Origin of the sequence: Flavobacterium rarum (SeqCode), from assembly GCF_965234445.1 — a bacterium.
Classification (GTDB): domain Bacteria; phylum Bacteroidota; class Bacteroidia; order Flavobacteriales; family Flavobacteriaceae; genus Flavobacterium; species Flavobacterium rarum.
Map to the genome: position 1 here is coordinate 209,430 of NZ_OZ248502.1, position 16,405 is coordinate 225,834.

The 16,405-nt window shown below is 32.3% G+C and carries 8 protein-coding genes; 5 read left to right on the forward strand and 3 right to left on the reverse strand.

Features of this window, described 5'->3' with window-relative positions; all coding sequences use genetic code 11:
- The first annotated feature begins 132 nt into the window (after positions 1 to 132).
- From AC8GF4_RS13445 to pheT, 5 genes are all read left to right on the forward strand, one after another.
- Positions 133 to 1,200 (forward strand): efflux RND transporter periplasmic adaptor subunit, encoded by a 1,068-nt coding sequence (locus AC8GF4_RS13445; protein ID WP_506595382.1) that lies wholly within the window; start codon positions 133 to 135, stop codon positions 1,198 to 1,200.
- Positions 1,201 to 1,341: 141 nt separating this feature from the next.
- Positions 1,342 to 4,440 carry an efflux RND transporter permease subunit gene (locus AC8GF4_RS13450; RefSeq protein ID WP_506595383.1) on the forward strand — a complete coding sequence of 1,033 codons (3,099 nt, stop codon included), beginning with the start codon at positions 1,342 to 1,344 and terminating at the stop codon, positions 4,438 to 4,440.
- Between the two features lie 171 nt (positions 4,441 to 4,611).
- Complete coding sequence (locus AC8GF4_RS13455; protein WP_506595464.1) at positions 4,612 to 5,922, forward strand: TolC family protein; 1,311 nt, start codon at positions 4,612 to 4,614, stop codon at positions 5,920 to 5,922.
- Between the two features lie 25 nt (positions 5,923 to 5,947).
- Positions 5,948 to 6,811, forward strand: a complete 864-nt coding sequence (locus AC8GF4_RS13460) for a bestrophin family protein (RefSeq protein WP_506595385.1) — start codon at positions 5,948 to 5,950, stop codon at positions 6,809 to 6,811.
- Positions 6,812 to 6,993: 182 nt separating this feature from the next.
- Positions 6,994 to 9,414, forward strand: coding sequence for a phenylalanine--tRNA ligase subunit beta (pheT, locus tag AC8GF4_RS13465; protein WP_506595387.1), 2,421 nt, complete (start codon positions 6,994 to 6,996; stop codon positions 9,412 to 9,414).
- Between the two features lie 108 nt (positions 9,415 to 9,522).
- On the opposite strand, the gene AC8GF4_RS13470 is transcribed toward pheT, so the two are convergent.
- Genes AC8GF4_RS13470 through AC8GF4_RS13480 form a run of 3 tightly spaced genes read right to left on the reverse strand, consistent with a single transcriptional unit; the run spans position 9,523 to position 16,186 of the window.
- On the reverse strand, positions 9,523 to 11,772 hold the full coding sequence (locus tag AC8GF4_RS13470; protein ID WP_506595389.1) for an OmpA family protein: 2,250 nt from the start codon (positions 11,770 to 11,772) through the stop codon (positions 9,523 to 9,525).
- A gap of 10 nt (positions 11,773 to 11,782) precedes the next feature.
- The gene (locus AC8GF4_RS13475; RefSeq protein WP_506595390.1) at positions 11,783 to 12,718 is read right to left on the reverse strand and encodes a PorP/SprF family type IX secretion system membrane protein; all 936 of its coding nucleotides are present in this window, start codon (positions 12,716 to 12,718) and stop codon (positions 11,783 to 11,785) included.
- A 30-nt stretch (positions 12,719 to 12,748) separates the two neighbouring features.
- Positions 12,749 to 16,186 carry a T9SS type B sorting domain-containing protein gene (locus tag AC8GF4_RS13480; protein ID WP_506595392.1) on the reverse strand — a complete coding sequence of 1,146 codons (3,438 nt, stop codon included), beginning with the start codon at positions 16,184 to 16,186 and terminating at the stop codon, positions 12,749 to 12,751.
- Positions 16,187 to 16,405: the final 219 nt, after the last annotated feature.

A 16,405-nucleotide genomic window follows, 5' to 3' on the forward strand; every position in this document is an offset into this window, starting at 1 on the left:
TTTTTGGCACAATTTTAATATTTGTATGTACAAACGTTAAATTAAAATTAACAATTCCACTTTTAACAATTGTAAAGCCTAAATTTGTATTCCTCAATTGAAAGGAATTACTTTAACTACTATCATAAAAAAATGAAAATAAAACATCTAATTTATACTGTATTAATTGTTGGTTTTGGTGGATTCATCGCTTATAGAATTAATTCTAATAATGCCAAAAGTGATGGTCCAAAAGAAAAAGAGGGAAAAGACAAACCAATGACAGTTACAGGAATTGTGGTTCAACCTAAAACTTTTGATAATAATTTGTCGCTTTCGGGTTCTATTGAAGCCAATGAACAAATAGAAATTCGATCAGAAGTTTCGGGAATTGTTGAAGGTATTTATTTCAAAGAAGGAAGCACTGTTGCCAAAGGTCAATTATTATTTAAAGTAAATGACACTGAATTAAGAGCACAATTGACTCAGGCGAGTACCAAAGAAGGCTTAGCCTCTGAGAATGAAAGAAGAGCTAAGTTATTGTTGCAAAAAGAAGCCATCAGCCAAGAAGAATATGATTTTGCTAGAGCAGATTATAAATCGGCACAAGCACAGAGCCAATTGATTAAGGCTCAAATTGCAAAAACATCGGTTCGTGCCCCTTTTTTAGGAAAAATAGGACTTCGATCAATTTCCCCTGGCACCTATATTACTCCAACAGTTTTGGTTGCTAAATTGGTTAATAGCAGTAATTTGAAAATCACTTTTTCTATCCCAGAGAAATATGCATCTCAAGTTAAAACAAACACCTCTATAAGTTTTACAGTTGAAGGTTCTACCGAAAAATTTACAGCCAAAGTGTATGCTATTGAACCAGAAGTTTCAATAACAACACGAACTTTGCAAGTAAGAGCAATTACAAAAAACAGCCAAGGAAAATTATTGCCTGGAACTTTTGCAAATGTACTGTTACCGTTGAGTGTTGTGAAAGATGCAATTGTAGTTCCAACAGAGTCCATTATACCTGTACAAAACGGAAAGAAAGTATATATTTCAAAAAATGGATTTGCTAAAGAAGTAATGGTAGAAACCGCAACAAGAACTGATGCATCAATACTAATTCTTTCTGGTTTAAAAGCAGGTGATACTTTGTTAACAAGTGGTGTAATGTCCTTAAAAGACTCTACAAAAGTAAAAGTACTTTTAGATTTAAAACAATAGAATTTAGATTGAGGATTTTACCTTTAAACTTAGACCAATGCTACAGACATTAGTTGTTTTTAAGGAGTAATTTTAATCCGCACTATTTAACACTATCATTAAACTAAATCTAAAATCTTAATTCATAAATCAAAAATCTCTATGAGTTTATCCACTTTAAGCATAAAAAGACCCGTAATGACTATCGTTATGAACTTAACGATCATATTATTTGGTATCATTGGCTACACTTATCTGGGGATTCGAGAATTTCCATCGATAGACCCAGCTCAAATTTCGATACGCACTAATTATACAGGTGCCAATTCAGATATCATTGAATCTCAAATTACAGAACCTTTAGAAAAAGCCATCAATTCAATAGATGGGATTCGAAATGTAACTTCTTCTAGTATTCAAGGAAGCAGTAATATTACGGTCGAATTTAATTTGAACAAAAACTTGGAAGAAGCGGCCAATGATGTACGAGACAAAGTATCTCAAGCAATTCGAGATTTACCTCAAGATATTGACGCACCTCCTGTTGTTTCAAAGGCTGATGCAAATGGAGATGCTATTATTTCGATGACTGTTCAAAGTGATTCCAGAAATGCTTTAGAACTTAGTGATTATGCCGAAAATGTTATTGGACAACGATTGGAAACCATTCCCGGAGTAAGTGGTATCCAAATTTGGGGGCAAAAACGATACGCTATGCGATTGTGGATTGATCCAGTAAAATTGGCTTCGTATGGATGTACCGTTTCGGAAGTTAGAGAAGCATTAAATCAGCAAAATATTGAGTTGCCTTCTGGAAAATTAACCGGAAGTAATACAGAACTTACAGTAAAAACGATTGGAAACCTTTCAAAACCAGAAGAATTTAACAATATTATTATTCGAACTGATGGGGAAAAAACAGTTCGATTTAGCGATGTTGGTACTGCTTTATTAGGGCCGGAAAATGTAGAGACCAAAATGAGTCAATCTGGATTACCATTAGTGGGTGTAGCAATTGTTCCGCTTCCAGGTGCTAATTATTTAGATATTTCAAAAGAATTTTATAAAGAATACCAATCACTAAAAAAAGATTTACCCAAAGATATTAAATTGAACATAGTAATTGACAATACTATTTTTGTCAAACAATCAGTGGTCGAAGTAGCAGAAACATTAGGGATTTCTATTGTTTTGGTTATACTAATTATCTTTTTGTTTTTTAGAGATTGGGCAATTGCTTTTAGGCCATTAATAGACATTCCTGTTTCGTTAATTGCTACTTTCTTTATCATGTGGCTATTTGGTTTTTCTATAAATGTCTTAACCTTATTAGCTATTGTACTTGCAACAGGATTAGTAGTAGATGATGGAATTGTTGTTACTGAAAATATTTATAAAAAAGTCGAAGAAGGAATGTCACCAATTGAAGCAGCTATAAAAGGATCCAATGAAATCTTTTTTGCAGTTATTTCGATATCCATCACATTGGCAGCTGTGTTTCTTCCAGTAATTTTCCTTGAAGGCTTTGTTGGACGATTGTTTCGGGAATTCGGTGTAGTCATAGGAGCTGCGGTATTAATTTCAGCTTTTGTATCCTTGACCTTAACACCAATGCTGAATGCTTATTTAATGAAAGGTGGTGAGCAAAAAAAATCTAAATTTTATTTACAAACGGAACCTTATTTTCAAAAGTTGAATAGTACTTATGCCAATGCTCTTTCCCTTTTTATGAAAAGAAAATGGTTGAGTTTCCCAATTCTAATTTTTTGTTTTGGCTTAATTTATTTATTTTTTAATTTAATACAAAAAGAAACTGCTCCCTATGATGATCGGTCTGCAATTGTCATGTCAATAACAGCACCTGAAGGTTCTTCTTACGAATACACAGATCGTTTTATGCAAGAAATTTCTAGATTGGTTGATGACTCAATACCAGAGAAAAAAGTTGCTTTGGTCATTACTTCTCCAGGTTTTGGAGCTTCCACAGTAAATAGTGGAAGAGTTCGTATTGCATTGGTAGATCCTTCCAAAAGAGAATTAAAACAAAAAGAAATAGCCGAAAAATTAACGAAAATCACAAAAAAATATTCGGTTGCCAAAACTGCAGTTACAGAGCAACCCACAATTGCAGTCAATAGACGTGGAGGTTTACCAATTCAATATATCATTCAAGCTACTAATTTTGAAAAATTACGAGAAAAAATCCCTCTATTTATGGAAGAAGCAGGCAAGAATGAAACGTTCTCTATAACAGATGTCAATTTAAAATTCAACAAGCCTGAAATTAATGTTTCTATCAATAGAGAAAAAGCCGAAAGTTTAGGTATTTCTGTAAAAGATATTGCTCAAACCTTACAGCTTTCTTTAAGTGGTCAACGTTTTGGCTATTTTATGAGAAATGGAAAACAATATCAAGTAATTGGACAATTTGAAAGACAAGATCGCTCAAAACCCTTGGATTTAACATCAATGTATGTCAAAAACAACAAAGGTCAACTGATTCAAATGGACAATGTGGTTAACATTGAAGAACAGAGCAATCCCCCACAATTGTATCATAACAATCGTTATATGTCGGCTACTGTTTCTGCAGGTCTCGCTCCAGGCAAAAGTATAAGCGATGGAATTAATGCGATGAATGAAATAAAAGAAAAAGTTTTGGATGATTCATTTACAACCGATTTGGGTGGAGAATCAAGAGATTTTGTCGAAAGCAGTTCGAATACCTCATTTGCTTTTGGATTAGCTTTACTGTTGATTTTTCTAATATTGGCAGCTCAATTTGAAAGTTTTGTAGATCCGTTTATTATTATACTTACCGTACCAATGGCAGTTGCTGGAGCTTTATTTTCACTTTGGCTGTTCAATCAAACGTGGAATATATTTAGCCAAATTGGAACCATTATGTTGATTGGTTTAGTGACCAAAAATGGTATTTTAATTGTAGAATTTGCCAATCAATTGCGGGAACAAGGAAAACCAAAATTAGAAGCAATTCTAGAAGCTTCCGAAGCTCGATTGCGTCCGATTTTAATGACAAGTTTAGCCATTTCATTAGGAGCTTTACCAATTGCGTTATCACTTGGCGCCGCTTCAACTAGTAGAATTGGTATGGGAGTTGTAATTGTTGGAGGAACTATTTTCTCTTTGGTACTAACTCTTTTTGTTATTCCAGCTTTGTATTTAATGTGGTCTAAAGCAAGAAAACATTATCCTGAATTTGATCATATCGAAGAATATGAAAACGAAGTAAAAAAATAGTCTAAAACTCTAAGATACTAAGACTTTGCGCCACTAAGATTTTAGGATGTTTTAATGAGAATAAATATCTGCAACTGGAAATATCAACAAACAAGTGTTTAGAAAAAATTAAATACTTAACTTAGAATCTTAGCCACTTAGTGACTTAGCATCTACCTTAAAAAAATAATGATGAATACTAAACTATTTCACCAAAGTCTCCTGCTGTTTTTATTTTGCTTTTCAATAGGAAATGCACAAGAAATATTGACACTCGAAAATGCTGTTAAAATAGCATTGGAAAACAATTTTGAAATAAAAATTGCTGACAACAATTTAAAAATCGATAAAACCAATGTAGCCATTGGTAATGCAGGTATGCTTCCATCTGTCAGTGCTACAGCATCTGACAATAAAAGTATTCAAAATACTTCGCAAACACGCTCTGACGGATCAACGGTTGATTTAAAAAATGCAGAAAATAATAATTTAAATTACGGAGTTGGTTTGAATTGGACCATTTTTGATGGTTTAAAAATGTTTGCCCAATACGACCAACTAAAGGAATTACAAAATATGGGTGATGCTCAATTAAAAAAGACCATTATCAATACCATTAGCAATGTCAATTCGGTTTATTATAATTTGATTCAAGAACAACAAAAATTATCTGACTTAGATTCTACAATTGTTATCTCTAAAAAAAGAGTAGAATTTACCAAAAATAGATATACAATTGGGAAAGGCTCAAAACTAGACGTTTTAAATGCTCAAGTGGATTTAAACACTGATCTTGGTAACTTATTAAAAGAAAAGCAAATTTATTCTAACGAAAAAACACTTTTAAATAAAATACTGGCTAGAGATTTAAAGTCTAATTTTAGAGTACTACAAGGAATTAATGTGGATAGAAATCTAAAGCTCATCGAGTTAATGGCATTGGCAGAAAAACAAAATCCCGAATTGGTATTACAAATAATCAATAAAAAAATATCAGAATTAGAATTAAAAAAAATAAAAGGGGAACGCTATCCAATAATACAATTAAATACAGGATATAATTTCAATGAATCAACTTCTAGCCTTGGTTTTAACACCCAATCTTCTTCACGCGGATTGAATTATGGTTTTACAGCTTCTCTAAATTTATTTGATGGAGATGCTCAAAATAGAAATGAAAGAATTGCAAAAATGCAAGTTGACAATTCAAATTTGGCAATCGAACAGCAAACAATTAATCTGCGCAGTAATTTGACAATAGCTTTTCAAGTATATTTGACTAATTTGGATTTAATTGATTTAGAAATAAATAATACCGCCATTTCAAAACAAAATCTTGAAATTACTGCCGAAAAATTTAAAATTGGAACCATCACTTCGGTTGAATTTAGAGCTGCTCAGCTGAACTATATTAATTCAAGAATTCGTTTGAGTGAAGCACAATTTCAAGCTAAATTATCTGAAATAACATTAAGAGAAATAGCTGGAAACCTTCAGATTTAATTATTTTTGTACAAAAAAAAGCAGAATGATTTCTTACAACCCTAAAGTTTGGTTTGCCTACATTTTCCGATTTCACAGATCGGATACTTTTTCAAAATTATTTCCTTTATTAGTTTTAATTGCTGCTTATTCTGCTGCAATTGCCTATTTAGAAATTGAATGTTTTCAATTAACAGAAACCAGTCATGTGAAAAATCTATTTGTAATTCATACTACATTGGGTTTTGTTATTTCGTTGCTTCTGGCTTATCGAATCAATTCTGCTTACGATCGTTGGTGGGAAGGTCGAAAATTATGGGGTGCTTTGGTCAACAATAGTCGCAATCTCGCCATAAAACTATCTGTTATATTGAAAGACGAAAAAGATTTGGCCTATTTTAGAAAATTAATTCCAAGTTATGCATCTTTACTAAACAAACATTTAAAGGATGACGAAACCAGTATGCAACTGTTTGACAATGTTGATTTAGTCCTAGATCACCACAAACACAGGCCAAACCAAATTGCTAAAATGTTATTTCAAAAAATTAATGATTTATATGTATTGCAAAAAATCACTGGTGATCAATTAATCATTTTAAACAATGAAATACAATCTTTTACTGATATTTGCGGTGCTTGCGAACGTATAAAAAACACTCCTATCCCCTATTCATACAGTACATTCATTAAGAAGTTCATTTTTATATTTGTATTAACCCTTCCGTATGCTTATGTTTTTACACTGGGATATTATGTCATTCCTGTTGTTACTTTTATATTTTATGTTTTGGCCAGTATTGAATTGATATCCGAAGAAATTGAAGAGCCTTTTGGGTATGATGACAATGATTTACCAACTACAAAGATGGCGGAAAATATAAAAAAACATATTGAAGAATTAATTTAAGAATAGAATCAATATTTGTTGGAATAGAATCGATTTTTGATGCTTTCTAACTTTGACCCTCAAGAAACATTGATTATATTTGCAATCTTGAAAAAACATACAATGAAATCACAATGTTTCCAAAATCGAAATTTGAAACTAAAATAATGATTTCATATTCATTTAAAAAATAATAGCTTCGCATGAAAATATCATACAACTGGTTAAAACAATTTATTAAAATAGACTGGAAATCCGATGAAACTTCGGCTTTATTAACAGATTTAGGACTTGAAGTAGAGATAGTTGAGAAGTACCAATCCGTAAAAGGTGGTTTGGAAGGAATAGTTGTAGGTGAAGTTTTAACTTGTGAACCACATCCTGATGCAGATCGTTTAAAAATAACAACCGTAGATTTAGGCGACGGAATTCCTTTATCTATTGTATGCGGGGCTTCCAATGTAGAAGCGGGACAAAAAGTAGCCGTTGCTACAATTGGTTCTGTATTATATGATGCAGAAGGAAATCCTTTTACAATCAAAAAAGGTAAAATAAGAGGAAGAGAAAGTTTTGGAATGATTTGTGCCGAAGATGAATTGGGTTTAGGAACAAGCCACGACGGAATAATGATTTTAGATAATTCAATACCGGCTGGTACATTAGTTTCGACCGTTTTCAAAATAGAAAATGACGAAGTTTTTGAAATTGGTTTAACACCCAATCGCGCAGATGCAATGAGCCATCTTGGTACAGCTCGTGATTTGAGAGCAGGTTTATTGCAAAAAGGTGTGAATTTAGAATTAATTACTCCTTCGATCAGTAATTTTAGAGTAGACAAAAGAACACTGAAAATAGATGTTGAGGTCAAAGATATTCAGTTGGCTCCAAGATATTGTGGAGTTACAATTTCTGGAATTAGTGTAAAAGAATCTCCAGAATGGTTGAAAAACAGATTAAAAGCAATTGGAATTAATCCGAAAAATAACATCGTAGATGTGACCAATTATGTATTGCATGATTTAGGACAGCCATTGCATGCATTTGATGCTGGAAAAATTACTGGAAAAATCATAGTACAAACGCTTCCCGGCGGCACAAAATTCACCACGCTAGATGATGTTGAAAGAACTTTACACGAAGAAGATTTAATGATCTGTGACGAAAAGGGACCATTGTGCATTGCAGGGGTTTTTGGAGGAAAGAAATCTGGTGTTTCAGAAAGTACCAATTCAATTTTCTTGGAAAGCGCTTATTTCAACCCAGTTAGCATCCGTAAATCGGCCAAAAGACATCAATTGAATACTGATGCTTCTTTTAGATTTGAAAGAGGAATTGATCCAACTATTACTGAATATGCTTTAAAACGTGCCGCTTTATTGATTTTAGAAGTGGCTGGAGGCGAAATAACATCAGACATTGTCAATATCTACCAAAAGAAATTGGAAGATTTTGCTGTATTCTTGAATTTTAAAAATGTAGCAAGAATTATTGGTCAAGAAATACCAAAAGATACCATCAAACAGATTTTAGCTTCTCTAGAAATTAAAATAAATAGTGTATCTGATGCAGGATTAGGATTAACAATTCCAGCTTATAGAGTTGATGTACAAAGAGAAATTGATGTAATCGAGGAAATTCTTAGAGTTTATGGTTATAATAATATTGTATTCTCTAAAAAATTAAATGCTACTGTTTCTAATTCTCCGCGAAATGAGGATTATAAAGTACAAAATACAATTGCAAATCAATTGAATTCTCAAGGATTTAATGAAATGATGGCCAATTCGTTGACAACTGCTTCTTACGTACAACTTTCTGAAACTTTAAAAGAAGAATACAATGTTACCATGCTAAATCCATTGAGTAGTGATTTGGCAACAATGCGTCAATCTTTATTATTTTCTGGATTGGAAGCGATATCGTATAACATTAACCGTAAAAATTCTGATTTAAAATTATTTGAATTTGGAAAATCATACCATAAATTTTTATCTGGTTACGAAGAAATCAAGCATTTAACGGTGTTTCAAACTGGAAACAGAAACCAAGAAAACTGGACCAATGCACAGAAACCTTCCGATTTCTTTTTGTTTAAAGGATATGTAGAAGGTATACTTTCTAGATTGGGAATTTCTAATGCAAAAAATATAGCAGTAACATCTGATGTGTTTTCAGAAGGGATTGCTTTAGGATTAGGAAATGATTCATTTGTAGAATTTGGTGTGGTAAAAAAATCAGTTTTAAAGCATTTCGGAATCAAACAAGAAGTTTTCTATGCCGATTTTAATTGGGCTATAGTTTTAAAATTAATGTCAAGTAAAATTAAATACACTGAAATTCCCAAATATCCAGAAGTCCGAAGAGATTTGGCTTTATTGGTAGATCAAACTGTAACCTATAATAGTATTTATACCGTAGCAAGACAAACCGAAAAGTCTTTATTAAAAAATATTAATTTGTTCGATGTCTACGAAGGCCAAAATTTACCCGAAGGAAAAAAATCATACGCTTTAAGTTTTACTATTCAAGATGCTACCAAAACTCTTGAAGATGCTCAAATTGATAAAATTATGAGTAAATTAATAAAGAATTTTGAAACAGAACTTGGAGCAAGTTTGAGATAAAATCTTTTTACTTTTTATAAAAAAACCTAATTTCAATTAAGAAATTAGGTTTTTTTATATCTAAAAATCTGTGCCAATCTGTGGAATCTGTGTCGTTTTTTTGATAGTTTACAAATTCTTAATCACAAACTCACTTCTTCTGTTTAATTCGTGTTGTTCCTCATCACAGGAATTTTCTGGAATACATTTTACAATTGGAACCGATTCACCATACCCTTTGGCAGAAATTCTATATTTTGGTATTCCTTGTTCCAAAATATAGGTTCTTGTAGCATCGGCCCTTTTTTGCGAAAGGTCCTTGTTGAATTTATCGTTCCCACGATTGTCCGTATGCGAACCAATTTCGACTACCATTTCTGGATATTTATTCATCAATTCCACCACACGATTTAATATTTTTTTTGATTCTTTTCGAATGTACCACATATTATAATCAAAGTAAATGGGATCGGTCTTGATGATTAAACGATCTCTATCTTTTACAACATCTTTCTCGGCCGCAACAATGGCTGCTGTTTTTTCTTTTTTCTTGGCTTCAGCTATTTCTTTAGCCTTTTTATCAGCAATCAATTTGTCTTTTTTCAATTGTTGGATTAATGCTATATCTGCCAATCTCCTCGCATCAAGCGCAATAGCATCTTCTTTTTTCTTTTGTTTTAAAGCATTGGCATCCGCTATTTTCTTTTCCTGCAAAGCAATTGCATCTGCTTTCTTTTTTTGTTCCAAAGTAACCAATTCGGCAGCTTTCAATTGTTGCGCTATAAGTAAATCGGCAGCAACTTTTTTCTCCAAAGCCACTTGTTCTTCTTTTTTGATTATTTCTAAGGAACGAATTTCCATAGAACCATCATTTACTTTGTTTCTTTCTCCTGAAATATTGAAGCTTTTTGAATTTTCAGTATAATTTTCTTTGGTAGCAAATACCGAATAATTGGATTCACATTCTATTGTAAATCTAAATTTTCCATCTGCTGAAGTAGTAGCTTTTTCAAGTTCTTGATTGGCAGCATTTTTCAAGATTACAATTGCATTTTCAAGTGCTAAATGCGAATCCTCATCAGTAATAATACCAGCAATATATTGTTTGCAATCTTCAATGAGTAAATCTTTAGTTTCTTTCAAAGAATAAATATCATCTTTCCCTTTGCCTCCTATCCTATCGGATGAAAAATAACCTTCCTTGGAGTCTGAATCAATATAATAAGCAAAATCGTCATAACCCGAATTAACAGGTAATCCTACATTTGAAGCTTTGGAATACGAATTGCTTTGTATATCAGAAACAAAAACATCCAAACCACCATAACCTTCAAGACCATTGGAAGAAAAGTACAATTTGTTGTCTTTGGAAATAAATGGAAATTGTTCTCTCTTGGATGTATTTATTTTATCTCCTAAATTTATTGGAGTACCAAAAATAAAACCATCTACTGTTACGCTAAAAATATCCAAAGAACCCAATGTTCCTGGCATATCCGAAGCGAAATACAATGTCTTTTCATCGGAACTTAAGGCAGGATGTTCGACTGAATAATCAGGACTGCTGAAAGGTAAAGCTTTAATATTTATCCATTTACCGTTGACTAACTCAGCTCTAAAAATTTGAATATTCGAAATTTTGTCTGCATTCTTTCCTCTTCTTCCATTATTAGAATTGTTTCGAGTAAAATACATTGTTTTACCATCTTTGGTGAAAATAGCATTGGATTCGTGCATAGGCGATTTCAAATCTTTAGAAAAATAGCTTACTATAGAATCATTTATATTTTTTAATGAAATACTAACCAAATTAAGATATGATTCATTATTCCATTTATACTTTTTATCCAATAGAGTTGGTTTCTTTTTAACCGCAGCAAAAACTAAATTGTCATCAAAAACAACCCCTCCAAATTCTGAGTTTTTTGTATTTAATGCCAAATTTTGAATAGAAAATCGCTCTCCAATAGCAGTCACATTTTTAAGTTCTTTTATATCCCTTTCTAATTTTTCAATCGTTGCTTTATTTTTTGAACCCAAATAAAATTTTCGCATTAAATCATTTGCTTCTGTGTATTTTCCCTTGGCTTTCAGTGTTTGAGAATATCTAAAATAATAACCTTCATCCAAATTTTTGTTTTGAGCTAATAAGGAATATTGTTCTTGAGCTTTATTATAATCATTAGTGAAATAATAACAATCGCCCAGTTTCTGAATTACTTCAACTGTTCGATTTTTAACAATTACCTTTTCATACAAAGGAATAGCAGCACTATAATAGCTTTTACCAAACAATACATTTGCCCGTTGCAAATCTTGCTGTTGGCCATGTCCAAATTGGATTGAAAATACGAAAAGGAGTATATATATATATTTCATTTTTACTTTTTTAGAAGAACCTAGGTGATTTATCATATCCTTTACCCAACAAATCCAAATTGTATAATAATACAATTTCATGGGAGCCTGAATTAAACTGACTTAGATTTGAGGTGGTGTAATCATAAGAATACCCAATTCTTAAACTAGGTGTTACATTGACATTCATTAGTAAACTTACAGAATCATCAAAACGATAGGCAGCTCCAAGTTCGAACTTTTCATTATACAGCACATTGGCGGTTAGGTCAACAGATACTGGGGCACCTTTTACAAAAATGGACATAAAAGCAGGTTTGAATTTGAAGTTTTCATCAATATCAAAAACATATCCTCCAGTAAAATAAGTATGTATTTCTTGTGGTCCAAACGAATTAATAGGAGCTCTTGATTTGATGTGTTCTGCCGAAAGCAAGTTAGGTATCGAAATACCAACATAATAATTATCGGTAAAATAATACCCTCCTACTCCGATATTGGGTACTGTTTCATTTGTGTTTTGAGAAAATGCATCATCGGTAGAAATATTACCACTATTCAATTGAAAGCCATTAAAATTGGTGCTTATGGACGAAAAACCCGCTTTTAGTCCAAATGAAAGTTTTTGTTTTTCATTCAATTGAAGGATATAGGCAAAATCAGCAAAGAAATTGGTTTCCTTTTTGGCGCCATCACCAATATCGTCAGAAATTAAAGAGAAACCTGTTTCTATCTTTTCATTTATCGGTGTATGAGCAAAGAGTGTTACCGTTTTTGGTGCTCCTTTAATTCCAGACCATTGGTAACGGTACAAACTTCCAAGATTAAGTATAAAAGGTGTGTTTGTAACATAGGCTGGGTTTACTGCACTCATATTTGTCATATACTGCGTAAAATGAGGGTCTTGCTGTGCGGATGCCTTTGGTATAGAAAGGAAAAAAAACACTAGAAGTATTATTTTCTTCATTAGAATATAATTTATAAGTAAAAAATTGAATTATCGGTTTAAATAAAGTTGGCCTTGTTTTGGAGACAAATTGTCTTTATTATAATTGATAACATAAAAATAAACTCCGGTTGGTGCGTCACCATAAATAAAGTTGGAATTGGAATTTTCCCCATCCCAAGCAGGTTTATTGATATTGCCTTTAAACATCAAGTTGCCATAACGGTTGTAAATTTCTAAAGTATAATTAGGAAAAGTAAATTCGATATCCACTATTTGAAAGGTTTCATTTATTCCATCTCCATTTGGTGAAAATCCATCAGGAATCAAGAAATTATCTTCTGTGGCGGTACAATCGGTTAGAGTAACCGTTGCTACCATTGGATTGGAATAACAGTTTGTATTTGTATCTAAATTAAAACCATAATAAGTTGTTCCTTCCAAAAGTAACTCGCTACTTGCTAGTACTGCACCATTTGTAGCTTTATCATACCAGGTTAAATTACCATTGGAATTTGTGTTATTGGATAAATTAAGAATAGTAGGTTTGTCTATTCCGCAAAATTCTTGTCCGTTTTGATTTAAAGTTGGAGAAGGTACAACATTTATAAGCACATTAATTGAAGCCGCGGCTGATTCACATCCAGTTGTACCATTAGCTTCTTTCACATAATAAGTACCTGAAACCAAAAGTTTATTACTAGCCAATGGTATTGAATTAGAAAGCGAATCGTACCATTTGTATTGATTTCCATTTGGATTTAAACTGGCTACCGTTTCCAAATCTGTCTCACAAAATTTCTGGTCAGCTGCAATTGGAATAGTAGGGATTGAATTTATTGTAAAATTTTTGGATATAGGACTTGAAAATACCGCAAAACAACTACTAGATATATTAGTTAAATTATTTATGATAAAAGTGTTACTCCCTGTAGTAGAAAGCAAAGATGCTGGAATTAAAAAGTTTGTTTTACCTCCGCTTACGGTCAGAATAAGGGTTTGAGAACCTATTGTATTCGCTCCATTTACTGAATAGTTCAATGAGATATTTGTTAAAGTTCCCAATCCAGTAATATCAACATTTACATCTTGCCCCAAACATCCATCTTTGACATTCACAACCATATTTGTGACATCGGGAACCGCATTGACAATAAAAACTTTCGTTAGAGTGGAACTGTTAGTACAAAGGGTTAGCAAGTTTGTAATATTGGTAATTGATATAGTAGTATTTCCAGCATTTGCAATTAAGTTGGCAGCAATTGAAAACGATCCCAAACCGCCAGTAATAGTCAAAATCGCAGATTTGGCAGAAGCAATATTAGCGCCTGTTAAATTGTAAAGAATATCATAACTCCCGTCCGCCAAATTGGAAGTTCCAGAAAAATTGACTACCGCATTGAATCCTTGGCAAATAGGTACAATTGTTAATATTGCAGTGTTGATTTGTGGCGTAGTATTGATTTGCACTACAATCATTTTTAAAGGAGATTCACATTTTGTTAACGCATTTACTTCTTTTACAAAGTAATTCCCAGATAATAAAGGAGCTGAACTTATTAATGGAACTGTACTTACTGCAGAATCGAACCATTGGTATTGTGTACCTTGTGGTTGTAAATTGGCAACTGTTGCAGCATCGGAAGTACAAAATTTTCGGTCAATTGCGGCAGGAATAATTGGAATTGGATTTACAGTAAAATCTTTAGGAATTAATGTTGTAATCGAACAGCCAGTTAATACATTGGTCACTTTGGTAATCGTAAATGTAGTCAATCCAACATTTGGAATGTCCGTCGCTGGAATAGCAAAACTTTTTGTACCTCCAACAACAGTCAACGCTAAAGTTAGAGTTGATACAGAATTGACTCCAGAAATAGTATAATCTATAGAAATATCCGTCAAAGTACCTAAACCAGTCAGGTCAATCGTTGCGGGCTGTCCTTGACAAACATCTTTTATAGCAATGGCCAAATTTGAAACATCGGGTAAAGGATTTACGATAAACTCTTTATTCAATGTCGACGAATTGGTACAACCAGTTGTAGTATTAGTTATTTTAGTTATGGTAACAGTCGTTTTTCCTGATTTAGGTATTAATCCACTTGGAATTAGAAAAGAAGAAATTCCTCCAATAACATTCATAACACCCGAAACGCCACTTATTATATTTAATCCAGTTAAATTGTATAAAATTGCATAAGTCCCATCAGAAAGATTTGAAGTTCCCGAAAAAGCTACCGCTGCATCTTCATTTTGACATACAGGATTAATTGTTAGTGTAGCATTGTTAATTTTTGGAATTGGGTTAATTCGAATTACTCCCGAAATTAAGGGAATTATATTGTTACAAATGTTAAGCGTTGCTAAACTAACAATATTTGTAACCGTTACGGTATAATCTCCAGAAGCTGAAAAATTACTTCTATCAATTGGAAAAGTCAAAACATTATTAAAAAAACTACTCGCTTTAGTTATTGGTGATCCATTACCCGATATTGTATAGGTTACAGAATAGGTTCCGTCTGGAATGTTTACAACATTTTGTATAGATCCAGAAAATGATGATGTAGCAATTTCATTTTCACAAATTGGAGCATTTAATGTTAAAGTAGCTCCTGTATAATCAAGTAGTTTTTCTATTGTGATATCTAAATTCGATGTTTCATCAAAACAAACATTATTATCCGTGAGTACCGTATATGTAAAACGATAACTTCCTGGACCTTTGGTATTATAAATATTTTGAATATCAACAGTAGAATCCGTATCATCGTTATTGTCAATTTCATCAGTTAAGACTTCAGTCCAAACTCCACCTTGGTCTTCACCTATTAATAGATCATTTAAATTAAAATTGGTATAAGAACTTAACCCATTAGAGCACAATCTTAAATCAGTTGGAATTCCAGGTTCTGGAGAACGATAAATTGTCACAAAAACTTTAGCATCTAAGGGTGCCGCACAAGAACCTATAGCAGGTATTGAATATGTGTATTCATAAGTAGTATCATAATTTAAAAATGTAGCATTAAGAGTGTTTTTGGTTAAACCCAAAGAACTTGTATTTCCAACCCAAGTGCCACCAGATTGAGGAGCGAGAAAACTACCATTAAATGCCTCAAACAAATTATAAGCACTATTGGCATTACAAATAGAAGAATTGAGAGCGGGTACTCCTGTGTATCCTCCAATTGTAACTGTTACAATTGCATTGTTATCAAGACAACCAGAAACTCCAGTAACGGTATAAGTATAATGATACACACCACTTTTTCTGATTAATTGTGCATTTAGAATACCAGTTGTTTTATCAAATCCTCCTGATTTATCATCATCTTTCCATGTTCCTCCAGGAGTATGACCTATGTCTAATATTAGATTTAGATTAATATTTTGACTAGCAGGATTTGTAATATCACAAACGTCAATAGCTTTGTCATTTCCAGCACATTGTCCATTTACTTCTGTAGAGCATAAAAAAAACATATAGAAACTTAAACAAACGTAGAAAGTAAAATGTTTTGACGAAAATAGTTTTGGAATCATATAAAATGTAGGATTTTCTCAAAAATAATCATTTTCGCATAACTTAACATACAATTAACTTAATATTTAATATATTTTTTCTTGTAATAATCCATTCTTTAGTAAAATAATTTAAAATAGTAGTTGATAAACAAATTATACTCTGGTCAATTAGCATTT

Excerpts from the sequence above, each read along its gene's own strand:
- AC8GF4_RS13445 (WP_506595382.1), top strand. The coding sequence starts at position 133 with ATGAAAATAAAACATCTAATTTATACTGTATTAATTGTTGGTTTTGGT.
- AC8GF4_RS13450 (WP_506595383.1), top strand. The coding sequence starts at position 1,342 with ATGAGTTTATCCACTTTAAGCATAAAAAGACCCGTAATGACTATCGTT.
- AC8GF4_RS13455 (WP_506595464.1), top strand. The coding sequence starts at position 4,612 with ATGAATACTAAACTATTTCACCAAAGTCTCCTGCTGTTTTTATTTTGC.
- AC8GF4_RS13460 (WP_506595385.1), top strand. The coding sequence starts at position 5,948 with ATGATTTCTTACAACCCTAAAGTTTGGTTTGCCTACATTTTCCGATTT.
- pheT (WP_506595387.1), top strand. The coding sequence starts at position 6,994 with ATGAAAATATCATACAACTGGTTAAAACAATTTATTAAAATAGACTGG.
- AC8GF4_RS13470 (WP_506595389.1), bottom strand. The coding sequence starts at position 11,772 with ATGAAATATATATATATACTCCTTTTCGTATTTTCAATCCAATTTGGA.
- AC8GF4_RS13475 (WP_506595390.1), bottom strand. The coding sequence starts at position 12,718 with ATGAAGAAAATAATACTTCTAGTGTTTTTTTTCCTTTCTATACCAAAG.
- AC8GF4_RS13480 (WP_506595392.1), bottom strand. The coding sequence starts at position 16,186 with ATGTTTTTTTTATGCTCTACAGAAGTAAATGGACAATGTGCTGGAAAT.